This is a genomic window from Bacteroidia bacterium (assembly GCA_020852255.1).
Lineage (GTDB): Bacteria > Bacteroidota > Bacteroidia > JADZBD01 > JADZBD01 > JADZBD01.
Window position 1 is genome coordinate 228,260 of the sequence record JADZBD010000016.1, and the last position, 18,771, is coordinate 247,030.

15 protein-coding genes are annotated in these 18,771 nt (G+C 47.5%); 7 read left to right on the top strand and 8 right to left on the bottom strand.

From position 1 onward, the window contains the following. Nucleotides 1-16 precede the first annotated feature (16 nt). The gene (locus IT233_09635) at nucleotides 17-1,633 is read right to left on the bottom strand and encodes a hypothetical protein (GenBank protein MCC7302893.1); all 1,617 of its coding nucleotides are present in this window, start codon (nucleotides 1,631-1,633) and stop codon (nucleotides 17-19) included. A gap of 78 nt (nucleotides 1,634-1,711) precedes the next feature. Here IT233_09635 and IT233_09640 point away from each other — a divergent pair, with 78 nt between their 5' ends. Further along, complete coding sequence (locus IT233_09640; protein ID MCC7302894.1) at nucleotides 1,712-2,158, top strand: hypothetical protein; 447 nt, start codon at nucleotides 1,712-1,714, stop codon at nucleotides 2,156-2,158. Between the two features lie 6 nt (nucleotides 2,159-2,164). After that, nucleotides 2,165-4,360 (top strand): carbohydrate binding family 9 domain-containing protein, encoded by a 2,196-nt coding sequence (locus tag IT233_09645; GenBank protein MCC7302895.1) that lies wholly within the window; start codon nucleotides 2,165-2,167, stop codon nucleotides 4,358-4,360. An 8-nt stretch (nucleotides 4,361-4,368) separates the two neighbouring features. Here IT233_09645 and IT233_09650 read toward each other — a convergent pair whose 3' ends face one another. Genes IT233_09650 through IT233_09660 form a run of 3 tightly spaced genes read right to left on the bottom strand, consistent with a single transcriptional unit; the run spans nucleotide 4,369 to nucleotide 8,370 of the window. Further along, complete coding sequence (locus IT233_09650; GenBank protein MCC7302896.1) at nucleotides 4,369-6,123, bottom strand: hypothetical protein; 1,755 nt, start codon at nucleotides 6,121-6,123, stop codon at nucleotides 4,369-4,371. 54 nt (nucleotides 6,124-6,177) lie between these two features. Next, nucleotides 6,178-7,371 (bottom strand): ADP-forming succinate--CoA ligase subunit beta, encoded by a 1,194-nt coding sequence (sucC, locus tag IT233_09655; GenBank protein ID MCC7302897.1) that lies wholly within the window; start codon nucleotides 7,369-7,371, stop codon nucleotides 6,178-6,180. A 24-nt stretch (nucleotides 7,372-7,395) separates the two neighbouring features. Continuing rightward, entirely contained in the window at nucleotides 7,396-8,370 is a 975-nt protein-coding gene (locus tag IT233_09660) for an RsmB/NOP family class I SAM-dependent RNA methyltransferase (protein MCC7302898.1), read from the bottom strand. 204 nt (nucleotides 8,371-8,574) lie between these two features. Between IT233_09660 and IT233_09665 the strand changes: the two genes are divergently transcribed. Continuing rightward, nucleotides 8,575-9,774, top strand: coding sequence for a T9SS type A sorting domain-containing protein (locus IT233_09665; GenBank protein ID MCC7302899.1), 1,200 nt, complete (start codon nucleotides 8,575-8,577; stop codon nucleotides 9,772-9,774). On the opposite strand, the gene IT233_09670 is transcribed toward IT233_09665, so the two are convergent. From IT233_09670 to IT233_09685, 4 genes are read right to left on the bottom strand one after another with little or no spacing between them, the layout of a single operon-like run. Further along, nucleotides 9,775-10,632 carry a hydroxymethylglutaryl-CoA lyase gene (locus IT233_09670; protein ID MCC7302900.1) on the bottom strand — a complete coding sequence of 286 codons (858 nt, stop codon included), beginning with the start codon at nucleotides 10,630-10,632 and terminating at the stop codon, nucleotides 9,775-9,777. Then, nucleotides 10,625-11,659, bottom strand: a complete 1,035-nt coding sequence (locus IT233_09675; GenBank protein ID MCC7302901.1) for a quinone-dependent dihydroorotate dehydrogenase — start codon at nucleotides 11,657-11,659, stop codon at nucleotides 10,625-10,627. The genes IT233_09670 and IT233_09675 overlap by 8 nt, the downstream gene beginning before the upstream one ends. A gap of 60 nt (nucleotides 11,660-11,719) precedes the next feature. Beyond that, nucleotides 11,720-12,766 (bottom strand): tetratricopeptide repeat protein, encoded by a 1,047-nt coding sequence (locus IT233_09680; GenBank protein ID MCC7302902.1) that lies wholly within the window; start codon nucleotides 12,764-12,766, stop codon nucleotides 11,720-11,722. Nucleotides 12,767-12,815: 49 nt separating this feature from the next. Beyond that, a complete protein-coding gene (locus IT233_09685) occupies nucleotides 12,816-14,534 on the bottom strand; it encodes an agmatine deiminase family protein (protein MCC7302903.1) in 1,719 nt (572 codons plus the stop codon). Nucleotides 14,535-14,709: 175 nt separating this feature from the next. Here IT233_09685 and IT233_09690 point away from each other — a divergent pair, with 175 nt between their 5' ends. From IT233_09690 to IT233_09705, 4 genes are all read left to right on the top strand, one after another. After that, entirely contained in the window at nucleotides 14,710-15,252 is a 543-nt protein-coding gene (locus IT233_09690; GenBank protein ID MCC7302904.1) for an RNA polymerase sigma factor, read from the top strand. Between the two features lie 48 nt (nucleotides 15,253-15,300). Beyond that, nucleotides 15,301-16,404 (top strand): gliding motility-associated C-terminal domain-containing protein, encoded by a 1,104-nt coding sequence (locus tag IT233_09695; GenBank protein MCC7302905.1) that lies wholly within the window; start codon nucleotides 15,301-15,303, stop codon nucleotides 16,402-16,404. A 93-nt stretch (nucleotides 16,405-16,497) separates the two neighbouring features. Continuing rightward, a complete protein-coding gene (locus tag IT233_09700; protein ID MCC7302906.1) occupies nucleotides 16,498-18,336 on the top strand; it encodes a gliding motility-associated C-terminal domain-containing protein in 1,839 nt (612 codons plus the stop codon). Nucleotides 18,337-18,376: 40 nt separating this feature from the next. Further along, nucleotides 18,377-18,757, top strand: coding sequence for a hypothetical protein (locus IT233_09705; protein MCC7302907.1), 381 nt, complete (start codon nucleotides 18,377-18,379; stop codon nucleotides 18,755-18,757). Nucleotides 18,758-18,771: the final 14 nt, after the last annotated feature.

Here is an 18,771-nt window from a genome sequence, read left to right on the forward strand (position 1 = left end):
CAAGCGGCGACAGATCCTATTTGTTGAAAGTGTAATTAAACTCGCCAACCATCTGGAATCCCATCTTGTAAAAGGAATATAGCTTGATGTAATCAGGATAGCTGGATGTGTTGAAAACCAGCTTCAGGCGCAGGTGCCGGGTGTTCTCCAGCGCATTAATCTTGCTTTCCGGAACAGGAATAATCAGCCGGGTGATCCGCGGCTGAGAAACAATAGCATTGGTTCCCAGGGGGGCTGCGTCAATTGTGTTCACCGTGGGCATTAGCTCGCCCAGGGCGTTCCCATTGGCATCCAGCATAGTAATGGTAATGGCACAGTCGAATGGAAATCCGTTCTCCACATACAGCGTGAGCGTACCATAATTTACACCGTTTTTCTCCGGGTCAATGGCTGCAAATGCCATCGTGTCCGTCATCGTGAGATTGCCTGCTGCCAGCGAAAGCGGAATGTTCAGGTTCAGATTTGCGTTGAGTCCGCGTCCGTAATAAATGAAGTCGTTGTTTCCTGAAACATTTCCCAGCGGGTTTACATTAGCGTTCAGCGCGTAACGGAAACGGTCAGGAAGATTTTCAATCATATCCTTGAAATTGGAGTTCAACGTGTTTAGTGTAACAGACCAGGTTTGCGGCGCCACATTTCCATTGCCGTAATCCACCGCCCTGTTCAGATTCACGGGTGTGTTTAGAATGCTGTGATTCAGACTAACTGATGTATTGGTGCGGGTGTTCACCGAAGTAAGCTCAGAGAGCGAAACCACAGCATCCACTCCAATCTGATTAACAAGACTAAGCGTGGCCGTAGCATCTTCCAGTCTTAGTACTCCTGCCGTGATCTTCTTAAAGAGATCAAAAGCTGTACTATCGGGACCCACATTCACCAGCGTCTGGCTCAGGTAGCCCTTCGCATACTCCGGGATCAGACTTTTAAAACTCACTTCAAGTTCGGCTCCTTCTCCGGCGTACACGGTATCCAGTCCAGTTTCAGCAGGATCAATGATCCCTGTGGTCTGATAAATGAATGTATTAAATGAATTCATGGACGATCCCCGCAGATCAATCGTATATCCATCAAGCCGGAACGTATCGACAAATATTCCCGGGGTATTTCCCGAAGCGCGGGGAACAGTAACCGTTCGGGAGAATGGCTGGGAATTCTTCACGGCGTAAGGCATCGTAAAAGTGATTTTCATGCGCTTATGTACAGTGTTTTCCACCTTTGCTTCTATATATCCGCTTCGCACTGTTACTTTCACCAGCTCTACATTATTGATCTGGTACTGCTCCTCATCCGTGGAGTTAATGAAGACATCTCCAGGATTAACGATCAGATAACCAAGCGGTACCAGATAGGAATAATACATCGTTGTATCCGGAATGCGGAACAATGTATCCATGGTCAGAGAATAGAATGTACTGTTGTAAGAAAGATTAAGTGAGTTGTCCGGATTGCTGGTCATCAGTGAATCCGGAATGATATTTCCAATATCCATCTCTCCCTTGAGCAGCGGTAGCAGATAGTCAGCGTCCCAGTACGGGGTGTCCCGCTCTTTACGACAGGAACTGCAGATAAAGAGCAAAGAAGCTAATCCGAGGATTAAGAGCCTTTGTTTTCCTGAAACTCTTCTGTTGAACATATTGGTAATGAGGTAAATATATGATAAAGCATTGACATTACAGCACTTTTTTTTCTACTTTTGTAAGTACTTGAGCCCATGTTTATACTGCGAAGAAGATTCTTCATTTCCTGGTTAGCGAGTTCCCTTCTTATGTTCGGTCTGTCGTACATCTGGCATGGGGTAATTACCACGGATCTGCAGAAAATTTCTTATCCACTGCAGATTTTCCTCATCAGCGCCGGCATTGTTTATTTTGTTCTTGGATTTCTCCTTACACGCATCTACCAATCCAAAACACTCTCCAGGTATTTTATAAAGCAGCCTTTTATCAAAGGTATCGTTACCGGCTCGGCGCTGGGATTTGTTTTATTTCTGATTACCCTGGTTCTGGGAATTTCCTTTAACCAGTCACTTAATCTGGAATTCTTTCTGATAGATTTAGGTTGGCAGATGATTGAACAAATGACCGGTGGGCTGGTGGTGGCGCTGGTACATATTTTTATCTGGGATCCCGCCCCGCTTCCGGAAGAACTGGATCATTAATACGGGATGAAGTCACTTCCCTTTTTACTTTGTCTCTGCGCACTCTCCAGCGTTTCCTATTCACAAAATTTTCTTCCTATTTCGAAAACCCGTGTTCCGGTAAGGGTAGACGGTGTACTGGACGAACAGGTATGGAATAGTAATATTCAAAAGGCCGGACGTTTCTGGCAGAATTATCCTTCCGACACCAGTCTGGCGCTTTCTGAAACGGAAGTGATGGTTTCCTACGACGATAACTTTTTATATGTCGCTGCTATCTGCTACGATTCCCTTCCCGGTTCCTATATCAGTCAATCACTTAAAAGAGATTTCTCCTATCCGGTAAACGATGCCTTTGCTGTTTTTTTTGACCCCTTCAATGATAAAACCAATGGTTATAATTTTACAGTTAGTCCGCTTGGCGTGCAAAGGGAAGGGCTCGTGGCCACGGGCGGAGGAATGGGTGTAAGCACAGACTGGGACTGCACCTGGTATTCCGCTGTTCAGCAACACAAAGACAGGTGGACACTGGAAATGGCCATCCCATTCCGCGTTCTGAAATTCTCAAAACGGCTGGATTCGTGGGGTATAAATTTCGCAAGGAACGATCTCAAGAGAAATGAAAGTTCTGTATGGTCGCGTGTGCCAAAGAATTTCAATATTGCCTCCCTCGCTTATACGGGACTTCTGAAGTGGGATCACCCTCCGGACAAAGAAGGCAGCGGTATTGCCCTTATTCCCTACCTCAGCGGAAATGCTTCCTTTGACCACGTTTCTGACTCGTTGTGGAGAATTAAACCCAACGGCGGTATGGACGCCAAGATTCCGGTTTCTAATTCGCTAAACCTGGATGTAACCGTTAATCCGGACTTTTCCCAGGTGGAGGTTGACCGGCAGGTTACCAATCTCACTCGGTTCAGTATCTTTTTCCCGGAGAAACGGCAGTTCTTCATAGAGAATTCCGACCTGTTCGACCGCTTTGGATTCCGGCAGATACGCCCCTTCTTTTCCAGGCGCATCGGCCTTTTTAACGGAGAAGTAATTCCCATCTATGGCGGTCTGCGCCTGAGTGGAAAGATCAATAAGTTCTGGAGAATAGGTTTGATGGACATGCAAACAGCGGCTCATAAAAAAACGGGACAACCGTCGGAAAACTTCGGGGTTTTTGCCATCCAGCGCACCACTTTTAAGCGGTCAAACATCGCCTTCATTGCCGTCAACCGTTACACCTTCCCTGACTCTTCTCTCCCTTCTTCGGCTAACACTATTCTTGGAGTAGATTATAATCTCAATTCCGCAAACAACCATTGGCTGGGAAAAGCCTTTTTTCACTACAGCCTCAATGATGTCAATGATTCGGACAATTTTTCTCATGCTACATTCCTCCGGTACGACAACGGCAACTGGGGCTTAGAATGGAACCACGAATACGTGGGAATGAATTACCTCGCGGCCACAGGATTCGTCCCCAGGAATGTTCAAACCGATGCGATCAACGGGCTTTCTATATACAAGCCTTACTGGCGTCTGGATGAATCGGTCAACCGAAACTGGTATCCAAAATCAAAATGGATTAATAAACATGGCCCCAAGATTATATACTCACAGTATCTCGATGAGGCATTCAATTCTACGGAACTGCTCCTCACTTTCAGCTACAATTTAAAATTTCAGAGCGGGCATGAAGTGAATGCACTGACTTTTCGCAATGAGATCTTTCTGCCCTGGTTAACTGATGTATCCTTCAGTACCGGGGAAGATACACTTCCGCAGGGATATTATCGCTTTTGGAATTATGAGCTGAACTGGAAAACGACGGAGCGAAAGCTCTTTTACATGCTGGGAAGGATCAACTACGGCAACTATTATACCGGAAAAAAACTCAGCTTATCCGCAGATATCACCTACCGCATTCAACCCTGGGGATCATTCACCGCGTATTTTTCTCAGGACGAGTTGGATATGCCCGATCCACTGACTGATGCCTCTATCTCTCTGATAGGGACACGAATTGAATTCAGTTTCTCCAGAAATCTTTTCTTCTCCACTTTTATACAGTATAACACACAGGCCAACAACATCAATCTGAACGCAAGGATTCAATGGCGCTATGCGCCCCTGAGTGACCTTTACATAGTATATACTGACAACCGCTACTCGACAGATTTCGGACCGAAGTATCAGGGATTGGTCTTAAAACTTAACTACTGGCTCAACCTGTAGAAACCTGCTCAGTCAAAAAAATCCCACTTCACGCCAACTCTTATTATACGGTCAGGCCCCGGATATTTTTCAGCGATAAAATAATTATACCCGAAAAGTCCGGAGGTAACATGATCGGCACGAACAAATATCCGTGCAGGGCCCACCAGCAGATGCACATAGAGTGCGGGATAAATATAATCTCCGGCATTAAAATTCCCACCCGGTGAAAACATACCGAGTGCGGGCAAGTAGTTACCCGGTCGGTAACTGCCAAAGTAGGTACCGGAAGCGCCCAGCTGGAGCGCCAGCTTTTCACTGTTGAATTTCTTTTCCCAAAAAATATCGAATTTCCCTTTCAACGCAGGTACGGGCAGCAGTGTGTCTTCGGATATCCTGTAGCAAGCTTCTGCACGAAATGTCCATGCCCCTGCTTTCCGTAGTAACCGCAGCTGGATATCTGCCCATGTGATCCGGTTCGCCCACTGAGGCATACCGTTTGCATTTACAAAAGCAAATCCCTCCATTGAACGGTACCCTGCCAGCAATTCTGCCCCGAATTTCCGAAGGCTGGTAACAAGTTCCGCTGAATTAAGAACGTAACGCGAAAATTCAACGCTCAGATTATTCGCCCATGAATAATGATTGGACACATAATGGGAAAAAAACAATGGAGAACGAATGCTGGAGGATTGAATAGTTAACCCAACGACAACACTTGTACTGTCAAATCCAGCGAACCGAAGCACATCCTTCACAGCCAGAATGGCCTGGGAATTTCCTGTTGAAGGCCCCTTCAGCACATATTCTCCCTTCAATTCTACCAACGTATCTTGGAATATTCTTCCCTTAAAGGAAATATCATTCATCACTGAATCAAACCCTGCATTGTAGTAATCGCTTATGCAACCACCGAATCCGGCTTCCATGTTCCAGCGCCTGACAGGAATGTTTAACAACACGTCAGCCCCCAGGCGCGAAAAACATACAGAATCCCGGGTTTGGGTACTATCCAGGAAAATAGCCGGATAATACTCTCCCGGTGTGTTGTCTGAATAAACCCGTAATTCATCAGAACCATACCAGCTCATGCGGAAGTGTGCCCCTCTGCGCTTATTTTCCCAAAGTGTGTCTTTTGAGAAGAACAGATACTGGTGCACGTAAATACTGCGTGAACGGCTTTGAGAAGAAGCATTTTCAAGAATAACCGGCAGTAACTTTCGGTTAGAATAAACATTGTCGGTAAAAAGACTTACATCCTCAAGTCCTCCGTTCTCGTTCTGTTCACGGGAAATTAACTGTATGGCAAGGGCGATTGCGTATTTTCCATGCAGCGGACGATGGTTAAAGGTGAGAGCATAGCGCTCAGAAAAGAACTGCTGCCGCAGGTACATGCCCTCTCCGTTATTTCTAAGTACCGCAACAGAAAAATTATCGCGCGGAGTAATGTTTTGGGAGTGAAGCCCGTCGAACAACTGTTCATTGCCCATTCCGAAACGGGCATGAAGCCATGTGTAGGGCAATCGTGTATTCAGGAATGAGCCGAACGGCTGCGGGTGCGGGTAATGTTGCTGCACCGGATCTTCATACAACGAGAAAAAGCCGGCTGAGGGAAAGACCTCTGAAATTCTATGAGCAGACTGGAAAACGGACAGTGTGGAAGGTGCCCAGGAATAGTCAGCTAATATTCTGTAAACAAACGCATTTGGATGTTGGGCGTATATGCCGGCTGTATAAAAAAACAGCACCATTACCAACCCATAGCAATGACTTCTCCCGAACATAGTGCTCAAAGATAGGGAGAAGATAGAAGTGCTGACCCTGAATCGTTTGCCGGGTTAATTTGCCAGCACCTTATTAACCAGCTCTGCCGCTTCCTGCAGCTGAATGGCAGAATACACCTTCAGACCAGATTCCTCAATGATTTTCTTTGCTTCAGTAGCATTCGTTCCTTGCAGCCGGACAATAATCGGCACGCGAATGTTGCCAATATTTTTATAGGCGTCTACAATTCCCTGTGCTACACGATCGCAACGAACGATCCCACCGAAAATATTAACCAGAATGGCCTTCACCTCCGGATCTTTCAGAATAATACGAAAGGCATTTTCTACACGCTCCGCATTGGCAGTACCTCCTACGTCCAAAAAGTTTGCAGGCTCTCCGCCGCTGAGCTTAATAATATCCATAGTAGCCATCGCCAGGCCTGCACCGTTCACCATACAGCCGACGTTTCCATCCAGCTTAACATAGTTCAGTTCATGTTCTCCTGCCTCCACCTCTGTGGCATCTTCCTCCCTGGTGTCGCGCAGTGATGCATAATCCGGGTGGCGAAACAACGCATTGTCATCCAGGGTCACCTTAGCGTCTACGGCCACAATCCGGTTATCAGAGGTCTTCAGAAGCGGGTTGATTTCGAACAAGGATGCATCAATTTCCACGTACGCCCGGTAAAGCTTGGGGATAAACTTCAACATATCCTTATACGCATCTCCTTCCAACCCCAGGTTGAAAGCGATCTTCCGGCATTGAAATCCTGTGAGGCCTGATTTAGGATCCACCTCCTCCTTGAAGATTTTATCCGGGTGCTTTTCTGCCACTTCCTCAATATCCATTCCGCCTTCTCTGGAGTATACGATGATATTTCGCCCGGAGGAACGGTTAAGCAGTACACTCATGTAAAATTCCAGTGGGCGGGACGGACCATCATAATACATATCCTGTGCAATGAGAACAGAATGCACTGTTTTGCCTTGCGGACCTGTTTGCTTGCTCACCAGATTCATCCCGATAATTGCTCCGGCCTTTTCCCTGACTTCATCCAGTGTTTTAGCTACCTTGATACCCCCTCCTTTTCCACGCCCGCCTGCATGTACCTGCGCTTTTACAATCCAGACCGGTGTATTGGTCCTGGCCTTTAAGTCTTCCGCGGCTTTCACTGCATCCTCAGCTGTGTTGGCAATGATTCCTTCCTGTACGGCAACTCCGAAAGTTTTGAGGATATCCTTCCCCTGATACTCATGCAAGTTCATGTAAATAGTTTTAGGTGGACAAACCTAACTATTTTTTTTTATTCTGGCCATATAGAATCCGTCTCCTTCCGTTTCCGAGGGGAAAAACATTTTCTCCTCTTCCGTAACCCATCCGCTATGACCTGAAAGAAAGGAGCGGATCATTTCAGTGCCTTCGGAAGGAAAAATCGAACAAACCGCATAAACCATCACTCCCCCCGTCAGCAGCAATGCAGCCGAACGATCCAGCAGCGAGGCCTGAAGTCTGCGGCAGCTGTCTACCAGCGCCTCATCCAAAACATACTTCTTTACCGGCTCCCTCCGGATCACTCCCGAACCGCTGCATGGAGCATCAATCAGTATCCGGTGAAAAGGTCCCCGGATCTGACCTGGATCCGTGAGCTGAATGCCGGTCGCCCCGGAACGGATGATCCTTTCCTTCATCCTTTCCAGCCTCACCTTTGAGGCGTCGGAAGCTACAATAGTTGATTTATTACTTGTAAAGGAAGCAATATGTAACGTCTTCCCGCCGCCGCCTGCACAGACATCCAAAATTCGTTCCCCGGCCCGGGGATCCAGGAACGGCACAACCTCCTGCGAAGAAATATCCTGGATCTCTATCAGGCCGGTTTTAAAAATCTCTAAATTATCAAGGCGGGGTCTCCCCTCCAGGCGTATTCCTTCCTCACCAGCCGCAAGAGCAGGAATTCCGTTCTCCATGAGAATTTGGATCGCCTCCTCCCGCCTACCCTTTAAAGAATTTACCCTGAGAAATACGGGTGCAGGATGATCCATAGATTCCAACTCCCTTTTCCATTGTTTCTCTCCCAACTCCTTCATTCCGAGTAAGTGAAGATTCCCGGAAACACTGTGTTGGATTTGCCAGCTTTCGCTTTCAGACGGTATCTCACCGTGAATGTAATTCAGGATCACCTTCTCGAGTGCCGCCGGGTTTCCGTCCCACTGCTCATCTAAACCCTGCCAACATTTCCTCCAACTCCGGAGTATGTCAAAAAACATTTCAGAAATAAATGCGCGATCGCGGGAACCTAGCTTACGGTTGCTGCGTAAAACCGAACGAAGGGCTCTTTCCGGCTGTGTTCTTTGAAGGAAAACCAGAGAAAGGCTATGTTGAATCGCGATTAAACGGGATTTATGAATTTTTTTACCTGGTTCGTGCATTTTCCGAAAATTATTACGAATTTAATGCACTTTTCCTGCCGGATGTTACTGCGCCTGTTCTTTCTTTACTCCCTTTGCATTTCCACGGCCTTCGCACAGTGTCCGTTCGGTGTCAGCGTCAATGTTCAGGCTGCCACCACCTGCTCGCCATGTAACGGTACAGTTACACTCTCTCCCGTTTCGGGTACACCACCGTACACCTATTCATGGTCAGTGATTGGCTCCACCACGTCGGCTGTGAGTGGTCTTTGTCCGGGTTCCTACACGGTAACTGTAACAGATGCAGTGAACTGCACCGTAACCGATACGATCAATGTGCAGAATGATTTCATGCAGATCACCGTTTCCGAAACCAGCCCTGTGCTTTGTAATGGCGAATCGAATGGATCACTGACAGCTCTCGTAAGCGGCAACGGTCCTTTCCTCTATTCATGGAATCCGTCTGGTCAAACCAATGCCGTAGCGCCCGGTCTGGGAGCCGGCTGCTATACCGTATCGGTTACAGACGCTAACGGCTGCTCAAAAACGCAAAGCTTTTGCCTCTTCCAGCCAGCGCCGGTCAATCTCACAACTGTTGGTAATCCGGATGTTTGTCTTAGCTGCGGAGGTGATGCGGGTGCCCTGGCCGGAGGAGGAACTGCACCCTACGCTTATCTTTGGTCCAATAACGCCACGGGTCAAACCATCACCGGACTTTGCTCAGGCAACTATGTAATAACCGTAACGGATAACCACGGGTGCACGCAGTCTGATACTGTTTCCATCGCCGCAGGCCCCGGAGGACCTGCTTGTTCAGTGAGCCTTCTGTCGGCTCCGAGTTGCAGTACCTGTTGTGACGGAATCCTTCAGGCGAACGTGATCGGCGGCACCCTTCCTGTTTTTCTTTCCTGGACACCCGGGGGGCCGACAGGAGTGTGTCCGGGGCTCTATACTTTTACCGTTACGGACGCAAACGGTTGTGTGTGTACCGATACTATTACCGTAGGATTTTTAACCGGCCTTGCATTTCCGCTGATGCCTTCCTTCCTGATCAGGCAGGAGGAGAACAGTCTATTGGTTATGACAGCCCGGCAGGAATCAATTCCTGTTTTTCTTTACGATCTTTCAGGAAGAGAACTGGTCTCTACACATCTCAACGACGGGGAAGGCAGATTGTCCACCGTAACCATACAGCCGGGAATTTTTTTCCTGCGTATCCTTTGGGAAGGAGAAAGTTTTTCCCGGAAAGTGATTATCCGGTAATCAGCCGGGAAACACCTGCACTGCATGCTGCATCGCCGAATCGAAACAGTGAGAATTCACCCCGAACGAGGCTTGTTTCTCCCGAAGGAAATTCAGCACATTTTCGGTAGGCATATTTCCCGTCAGCTTATCCGTGGCCATGGGGCAGCCTCCGTAACCTCTGATGGCCGAATCAAATCGCCGGCAACCGGAATCCCAGGCAGCCTGCAGTTTCTCTTTCCAACTTTCCGGGGTAGTATGCAGATGTGCGCCGATCTTCAGTTTCGGAAATGCAGGAATCAGCGCGCTGAATAGTTCACGAATGGTTGCGGGCATTGACGCACCGATCGTATCCGCCATTGCAAAATACTCTATGCCGAGTCCCGAAAGCTTTTCTGTCCATTGGAGCGCAATATCGCCGTTCCATGGATCACCATATGGGTTACCAAAAGCCATACTGATGTAGATAAGTACCTTTTTTTTGCTGTTGGCCGCCAGGGAGCAAATCTCCTCCACGCGCAGCAGAGATTCGGTAACGGAAGCATTGGTGTTTCTGCGCTGAAAAGTTTCAGAGATAGAAAACGGGAAACCAAGGAATCGGATTTCCTCAAAGCGGCAGGCATCTTCAGCACCCTTTTTGTTGGCTACAATTGCCAGCAAGTCGGTTTTATTTGTTCGTCTTAAACCATTCAGCACCTCGGCCGTATCGCGCATCTGAGGAATCGCTTTTGGAGAAACAAAGGAACCGAAATCCAGTGTATCGAACCCGCATTCCAGAAGTGCATTTAAATAAGCAATCTTTTTTTCTGTAGGAATGAACTCATGAAGGCCCTGCATGGCATCTCTGGGGCATTCCGTCAGATGAACAGTCTCAATCATGAATTCCTACGCATATTTTTTTAACGATAGATGGTCCTTCGTAAATGAAACCGGTATAAACCTGCACCAGCGCAGCACCGGCCTTCATCTTGTCTATTGCATCTGCGGCCGAGTGAATACCACCGGATGCGATCACGGGAAATCTTCCCGCACTCCTGTCACAAAGATAACGAACAACTTCCGTGGACCGCTCTCTGAGCGGCTTCCCGCTTAGTCCGCCTGATCCAATACTGTCAATAGCCTCCTGGGCCGTCTTTAATCCCTGTCTGGATACGGTAGTATTGGTGGCAACCACTCCGTGAATACCCGTTTCCTTCACAATGTCTACGATGTCATTCAATTGTTCATTGCTCAGATCCGGTGCAATCTTCAGAAGCAAAGGCTTTGGATACTCTTGTGAAAGTTGGCGATTGAGACGCATGAGGCTGTTAAGAATATCCAGCAAAGGACCTTTTTCCTGCAATTCCCTCAGTCCGGGAGTGTTCGGGGAGCTCACATTCACGACAAAATAATCTACGACATCAAACAGCTCACGGAAGCAACAGATGTAGTCATCTGTTGCCTTTTCATTTGGAGTGAGCTTATTTTTTCCGATGTTACCACCGATAATAACACCGGGGAGTCGTTTTTTCAGACGGATGGCCATCGCCTTCACACCTTCATTGTTAAATCCCATCCGGTTAATTAGTGCCTCATCCTTCGGAAGGCGAAACATCCGTGGAGGATCGTTGCCCGGCTGAGGCAGGGGCGTGACTGTTCCCACCTCAATGAATCCAAACCCGAATACCTCCAGTTCTTTGAACAGCCGTGCATCTTTATCAAAACCGGCTGCCAGTCCGATCGGATTTTTGAACTTTAAACCAAACACTTCCCTTTCAAGTTCCGGAGTCTTCACGGTGTAAATACTGCGAAGCAATGCGCGCGTGCCGGGAAAAAGAAAGAGGAATTTCAGCCAATTGAAAACAAGGTGATGTATTCTCTCCGGATCGAAGAGAAAGAGAAAGGGTCTGATCAGCGATTTATACATAAAAAAAGAAGCCCAGACCGCCAGAGACGGACGGGGCTTCCCGTTGAGTGCTTTTAAACATCATTTACAGCCGGCTGCATAATCCACGGATTCCTCATTGCCGAGGGAAACTGCTTTCTTGAAATCGGTGCATGCTGTTTTGTCTTTAGACTCCTGCTTTGCCAGTCCTCTGCGGTAATAGGCATAACCGTCATCGGGTTTGATACGAATCACCTGCCCGTAGTCGTAAATAGCGGATTTCCAGTTACCCATCCCCTCACAGGAGTATGCCCGGTAAAGGATCGCATCCACATAGTTTGGGTTCATGCTGACTGCTTTCCCGAAATCTTCAAATGCCAACTTGTGCTTTTCCTGGCTGTAATAGGCCAGTCCCCGGTGATAAAAATACTCTGCTTTGTTCGGATTGCGGTCAATGGCACGGGTGAAATCGAGCATGGCTTCATTGAATTTACCCATACCGTAGTAACATTGTCCGCGATACATGTAATATGATGCAGAATCCGGATTGAGTTTGACAGCCAGGTGAAAATCGTTGAGTGCAGACTCATATTGTTTGAGCGCCAGTTTGGATGTACCTTCTTTTACATAATTAACGGCATTATTCCAGCAGAAGTTATCCTCATAAAGTTCCTTGGCCGCAGGGCTCCCAAGGTCGGCTGCAGCGCGAAGGTCAAGACAACCCTGATCCTTCTGACCTTTTTCAAAAAGAATCTTTCCTCGCTCGAGATAGGGTCCGGCGAACTTATCATCCATGTAGATGGACATCTCAAAATCCTTCAATGCATCTTCCTTCTTTCCGAGTCCGAGCGATGCGAGTCCGCGGTAATAATACACCTGGGCAAAATCATTTCTTGGTTGAAGCGCCTCTGCATTCTCGAGCGAAGCCTTTTCAAACTCTGTTAGTTTATCAAAGGCCTTTCGCTTATTAAGATAATTGTTGATCTCCGCCTGCTTTGCGTTATAGGCACTCTGGAAATCCTGGTACGCTCCGGCGAAATTCTTCGCATCCAGTTTCGTTCTTCCGTTTTTAATATGATCCTCAAACTTCAACTGTGCAGTGAGGGTGGCAGACAGGATGAGGACAAGACAGAAAAGTATCTTTTTCATGGGTTCTTACTTAGCGTGGCAAAACTAAAAACAAATCCGGTTCGGGTTTTTACTTTATTAACAACCTTTGTGCCGTTTTACCATCCGGGGTATGCACACAGACGCTGTAAACCCCTGTGGGGATGCCTGTTGTGTTGATAAAAAAGTTTCGATCTCCTGCCTTAAAATCCCCTTCATAGATCACCTCCACCGTCTTTCCGAGCATATCCTCCAGAGTAACCCGGATCAGCAGATCGCGCCCGGATGACAACGGGATACATGTGATTCCCCTGGAGGGGTTAGGGTACACCGGATGCATACTGAAATTAAACGAGTACTCTTCAGCACCTGTGGTTCCAAGCACATCGAACTTCCAATAACCCGCAGGAGCAGACAAAGGACGCACTTGCATCTTTCCTGAAACGGAGGTGCCCTCAACATAATAAAATACGCGGGTTCCGGCCTGCTGCGCTGGAATGCTGCCCGTCCAGTCGGTACCATTTACCGTATTCATAGTAACCATCGAATAGGGCTGAAGCGTATCCGTTCTCCAGTAGAGCCGGGCTCCGGCAATTCCTGAACGATGAAGCATTTTTGCACTCACGAGATAAGGAACGGTAGTGTTGAAGGTATTAGGCAGGGGCTGATGGGAGATTAACAAGGGGTTTGAAGTTCCCACCGAATGTGTGATACAATGCAACGCGCCGCTGGCAGGAATTGTGGTATTACAGTTAATTCCAACAATTCGGTAACCCGGTAATGACTCCCTCCAGATACGCAGAGCTGTGGTATCATACTGCTGATAATAGGTAGGAACCAAAACCGTTTTGTTCACAAATACCGCATTGGTATATGTCAGGTAATCGCCGCCCTGGTGCGGCCACGTTCCGTTTTGTTCAGGAGGCATTGGCATCCGGATCACTTTGTACGGAGTTCCGAAAACAGAATTAAAATTCGAAAGAACATATTGCAGGTTGGCCTCGATCTGAGGGCCGTCGGCAATGTTGGAAGGATACTGTCCCACCAGCAACGTTTCCTCGTCCAGCAATTTCATGTGCATATCAATATGGTGAATGCCGTCATAAGGAAGCACCGTCATCTTGATGTAACGGCTGATCCCCATGAAATCGTCCATGATCTGATCAATCTGGGATAAAGTGAGGCTTGAATTTTCCTGTACGACCAGGTTAGACGAAAAACCCGTTCCGAACCCGTCCGACATAAAATTACCTCCTGTGTGCACCAGCAGATGCGGACTCTGTGTCATCGCATACACCGGTATATTGAAATAGGTGGCAATGTAATTGGGCACTGCATCGTCGAGGGGGCGGGTCGGGCGGTTGTATTTCCAATCCATCAGGATTAAGGAGTCAACGTCGTTGGTATAGCCCCAGTTCTGACCATAATCCCGGATCCAGACGCTGTTATAAGGCACCTGCAAAAAACCAAGATTAACCAGGGGAACCGTGTTGTTAGTCAGGTAGGTTTTTACCGTATTGGAATCTGCGCAAACAATGATGACTTTGCATTCCGTCTGAGCATTGCGCACGATTTCCTTTAGCACCGACTGGTAGCTTGTCCATGTAATGGTCAGGGCCTGGATCTCTTCCCACTCGGCTCCGGTACGAACCGAAGAAACCGGGGGAGTGTAGATGGGAGCTAAGCTTTGAACCGAAGGGAACTCCCCTTCCCACTTCTCAGACCCTGTTGTTCTTGTAACCTCCTGGGATACTGATAGTTGAATAGCTCCTAAACAAAACGCAAACAACAAAAGTAAATTTATCTTCATCCGTTTCCTTTAATCGTACAATAATAAAAGTTTATAGACAAAAAACCTATTATTATCCGCAATTTTTATTAAATTAGAGCCTTATAATCAATGCAATGGGCCATAAAAAAGTCTTGGTGGCCATGCAACCTTCCCCCACCCCTGTGTATCTATTATGATAGAAAAGCGCATCCATATGTCTGATGAAGAGCTGGTGAGCGGGTGTCTTAAAAAGAACCCCTTAGCTCAGAAACAGTTGTGGGAGCGGTTTTCGAGAAAGATGATGGGAGTTTGCCTTCGCTACTCTAACGATAAAGATGATGCGGAGGATATACTTCAGGTGGGGTTTATAAAGGTCTTTGAAAATATTGAATCATTCAAGGGGAGCGGATCCCTGGAAGGTTGGGTCAGAAGGATCATGGTGAATACCGCCCTGAACCATTACCGCCAGAACAAGCAGTCAAGGGAAAGTCTTGACATTGAGGTGGTAGATTACATGGTAGAAGGCGACAACCAGGTTTCAGACCGGCTGGATGCGAAAGAACTGATGAGGATGATACAGAAGCTTCCTCCGGGTTTTCGGTCAGTTTTCAACCTCTTCGCGATCGAAGGATATTCTCACCGAGAGATCGCGGAAATGCTGGAGATTTCAGAGGGAACTTCGAAATCACAGTATGCCAGAGCAAGGATGTATCTCCAGCGAATGATTCTGAAAGAAGAAAAAAGCATAGAATATTAATCAGGGATATCGTTCTTATTTGTTCAATTAAAGTAAAACAACAGTATCGTGAAACAGACAGACAACATCGAAAAGCTTTTCAGGGATTCTTTGGAGAATCTCGAAGCTGACGCGAATCCGCGTGTCTGGGATAACATCCAGAGCCACCTCTCTTCAGGGTCCGGATCGAATGCCACATCTTCCGGCATTCTGGGTAGCCTGATGTCGAAAGTAATTACTGGCGTGGTGGGAACCGCCGCAGTTATTACAGCCGTAATTATGCTCACGAACACGGGTGAAAACAATGGCAACCCGCAGCCTGTGACTGTTAGCAATCAGCACGAAATTCCGGTAAAGAAGGACGTACCAAACTCTCCTTCTGATCACAGCACAACGAACCATTCGGTTAATGCGAATACCCCTGTGCTGAATTCAAACGATCATTCCTCCAATTCGGACATAAATACCGGCACAGAATCACAGCCTGATGTGCCTACGCCCGAGAAGATTTCTTTAACGAATGATCCAACTACCGAACATTCTCTGCATGTGAATTCCGTTACACCTCCGAAGGATAATACCTCTCCGAAGCCGGAATTACCCGAAAACCCTGCACCCGACAAACTGCCTGAGCTGCCCTTGTTTAAAATGGGTATTGAATACAACAATCAGGGGTTTGCCCCTGCAGTGTTCACTTTCTCTAACAAGGGAACAGGCGAGGTAATTTCCTGGGATTTCGGAGATAACTCAGAGGGCGTTACAGATCCTAACCCCAGTCATCCGTATGAGCAACCGGGAGAATACCTGGTGACCATGACTGTACGTGATGCAAACGGCAACACACACCAGCAGACCAAAACGATCAAGGTTAAAAAAGATCCCAATGCAGGTGAGCCGGTCATTCCCAACAGCTTCACTCCGAACGGAGACGGCATTAATGACGAATTCCGCATCACAGACAACGTGAATATCTTCAGTTTCAGCCTGGTGATTCAGGATAAAAACGGCAAAACGATATCACAGTGGTCCGGATTCGAGGGTTACTGGGACGGTCGCAACCTGAAAGGTGAAATTTGCCCTCCGGGAACCTATATTTATGTTCTAAAATATGAGGATAAATTCGGCGAGAAGCGGCAGAAGGTCGGAACTATCACCATCCCTAATCAACGATAAAGAAAAAAAGGCTCTGAAATGGGCCTTTTTTTCTTTCATATTTCCCCTGATTCTTATTATCTTGCAACGCCTTATTTTATAAATAAGCCCAGTATGAAAAAAGCGCTACAATTACTCTTACTCACCGGAACATTCGTTCTTCCGGTTTCCGTTTTTGCCCAGAACGACAGTTGTTGTGCCAACGCCGGCTTTGAGCGGACCAACACAAGCTCCCAATCCATTTTTTCACCCTGGCAGGGTTGTACCGGCAGCGGAAGCACCGTTCAGCCATGGGCTTGTACCTTCCCAGGATTGGCCAATATCGGAACCACATGGCCTGCAGACTCCGGAGTGAATCTTCCCACGGCCACGGGCTCATTTGTGTTTCAAACCGGAAACGGAATCGATCCGAACATTGGCGGAAATAATTGTATGACTGTAGTTGCTCCCGGTGGTGGATCCGTATCCGTACGATTGGGCAACTCCAGCGTGAGTAATAAGGCAGCAAGGATGATGTACCAGATCAACACGGTCGACTCCTGTAACGCGGGGTTCACCTACTCATACGCTGTGGTGTTACAAGATCCGAGTCATACTCCTCAGGAACAGCCTCGCTTTGATATCAAAGTGACAGATATTAACGGAAACATCCTTGGCGGACCCTGCGGAACCTATTCCGTATATGCCGGATCAGATCCTAATTTTCAAACCTTCGGAGGCGTAAAATACCTTTGCTGGGTAACGGTGGGCATTGACCTTCTACCCTATATCGGAACCACGGTACGAATTGAATACGCCACCATGGACTGTACCCAGGGCGGCCATTATGGTTATGCTTACATTGACTGCGGCTGCTCCCCTTTGATGGGTACCGCACTTTTCTGTCCCAACTCCAACGGACCGATCGTGCTTATTGCTCCATCCGGATATGCCAGCTACCAGTGGAACGATCCTTTTGGTAATCCCATCCCAGGTCCTGGCGGAACCAACGATACCTGTATCTATACCCTTCCCGCCCAGATCGGAGATCAGTTCGTTGTGGGCATGGTTTCCGCAGCCGGATGTACCACCAACCTTACTGTGACCTTAGTACCGACAATTATCCAGGCAACAACCACCTGGACCAATGCCATTTGCTATGGCGGTATAGGAATCGTTAACACCACCCCTTCGGGAGGAACCCCGATTCCAACGTGGAATGTTAGTTACACAGAAATCGTCACAGGACAGCAATTGGGTGGAGGAAGCTGGAATACCGGCACCTGGACCGATACACTCTACGCCGGAACCTACGTTGTAACATTCCAGGATAGCATTGGATGTGAACACAAAGACACCATCACGATTACACAGCCCCCCTCTCCGCCTGATACGTTGCCGCAAACCATGTACTTCTGCGAGGGTGACTCAATTGGTTATTTTATGTATCAGGTGGGATCCGGACAAAATGGTCCCTTCCAATGGTTTAATTATCCCTCAGGAACTCCTGCCACACCACTTATGCCGACCAACCAGGTATGGCTGGTACCCAATCCTACAATGGGTAGCACTTACTGGTTCACCTGGTACGACAATAACGGATGTAAACGTCGCTCGGTGGTTTCTACCGGCTTTCAGGCACCTAATCCGCTCTATGGACCATCGGATACAGTTGTAAATATCTTCACACCGAACGGAGATAATATGAATGAAACGTTCCGTCCGTATTTCTCTCTGTACTGGACCAAAGAAGACATCGAATATTACGCCAAGGAATACAATCTGAAGATCTACAGCCGCTGGGGTAACCTCATTTTCGAAACGGACGACTATATGACTGCCTGGGATGGAAAGAAAGGCAGCGCGAAAGTCAATGAAGGAGTGTATTACTGGGTTGCCACCTATAAGAACCGTTGCGCACCGGAGGATGAACCTCCGATTGAAAAAGCGGGATATGTGCACCTGATGAAATAAAACAGAACCCCTCCCGCCGGAGGGGTTTTTATTTACGGCTATGATTCTTCATTTACTTCTCTTCCTGTTATTTGCTCCGGCTCAGAGTTCCTGTCCTATCCGGACCGACGGCATATATACCGCGCCAGTAGACCAGGAGACAGATGCTCACATTCGTTTTTACCCAGAGGGTATTGTGATTGTATCCACTTCCGTAAAAGAGATGAAAGATGTTAAAACCTGGTTTCACAAAGAAAATTCAGACAGGGTACTTAAAGGAAAATACAAAATTAAGAAAGGGAAAGTAAAATTCTCCGTGAAAGGAGACACCGGCGAACAGCAATTCTCAGGCACCATTGGGTGCGATAAACTCGAAATGACAATTACGGACCCTCTTACAAAGGCCAGTACGCGGCGAAATTATGTACTGATACCTCTTTGAAATTACGCTTCCTA

What these genes read in the sequence shown, in the direction of transcription:
- IT233_09635 (MCC7302893.1), bottom strand. Translation starts at nt 1,633, where the DNA reads ATGTTCAACAGAAGAGTTTCAGGAAAACAAAGGCTCTTAATCCTCGGA.
- IT233_09640 (MCC7302894.1), top strand. Translation starts at nt 1,712, where the DNA reads ATGTTTATACTGCGAAGAAGATTCTTCATTTCCTGGTTAGCGAGTTCC.
- IT233_09645 (MCC7302895.1), top strand. Translation starts at nt 2,165, where the DNA reads ATGAAGTCACTTCCCTTTTTACTTTGTCTCTGCGCACTCTCCAGCGTT.
- IT233_09650 (MCC7302896.1), bottom strand. Translation starts at nt 6,123, where the DNA reads ATGTTCGGGAGAAGTCATTGCTATGGGTTGGTAATGGTGCTGTTTTTT.
- sucC (MCC7302897.1), bottom strand. Translation starts at nt 7,371, where the DNA reads ATGAACTTGCATGAGTATCAGGGGAAGGATATCCTCAAAACTTTCGGA.
- IT233_09660 (MCC7302898.1), bottom strand. Translation starts at nt 8,370, where the DNA reads ATGTTTTTTGACATACTCCGGAGTTGGAGGAAATGTTGGCAGGGTTTA.
- IT233_09665 (MCC7302899.1), top strand. Translation starts at nt 8,575, where the DNA reads ATGTTACTGCGCCTGTTCTTTCTTTACTCCCTTTGCATTTCCACGGCC.
- IT233_09670 (MCC7302900.1), bottom strand. Translation starts at nt 10,632, where the DNA reads ATGATTGAGACTGTTCATCTGACGGAATGCCCCAGAGATGCCATGCAG.
- IT233_09675 (MCC7302901.1), bottom strand. Translation starts at nt 11,659, where the DNA reads ATGTATAAATCGCTGATCAGACCCTTTCTCTTTCTCTTCGATCCGGAG.
- IT233_09680 (MCC7302902.1), bottom strand. Translation starts at nt 12,766, where the DNA reads ATGAAAAAGATACTTTTCTGTCTTGTCCTCATCCTGTCTGCCACCCTC.
- IT233_09685 (MCC7302903.1), bottom strand. Translation starts at nt 14,534, where the DNA reads ATGAAGATAAATTTACTTTTGTTGTTTGCGTTTTGTTTAGGAGCTATT.
- IT233_09690 (MCC7302904.1), top strand. Translation starts at nt 14,710, where the DNA reads ATGTCTGATGAAGAGCTGGTGAGCGGGTGTCTTAAAAAGAACCCCTTA.
- IT233_09700 (MCC7302906.1), top strand. Translation starts at nt 16,498, where the DNA reads ATGAAAAAAGCGCTACAATTACTCTTACTCACCGGAACATTCGTTCTT.
- IT233_09705 (MCC7302907.1), top strand. Translation starts at nt 18,377, where the DNA reads ATGATTCTTCATTTACTTCTCTTCCTGTTATTTGCTCCGGCTCAGAGT.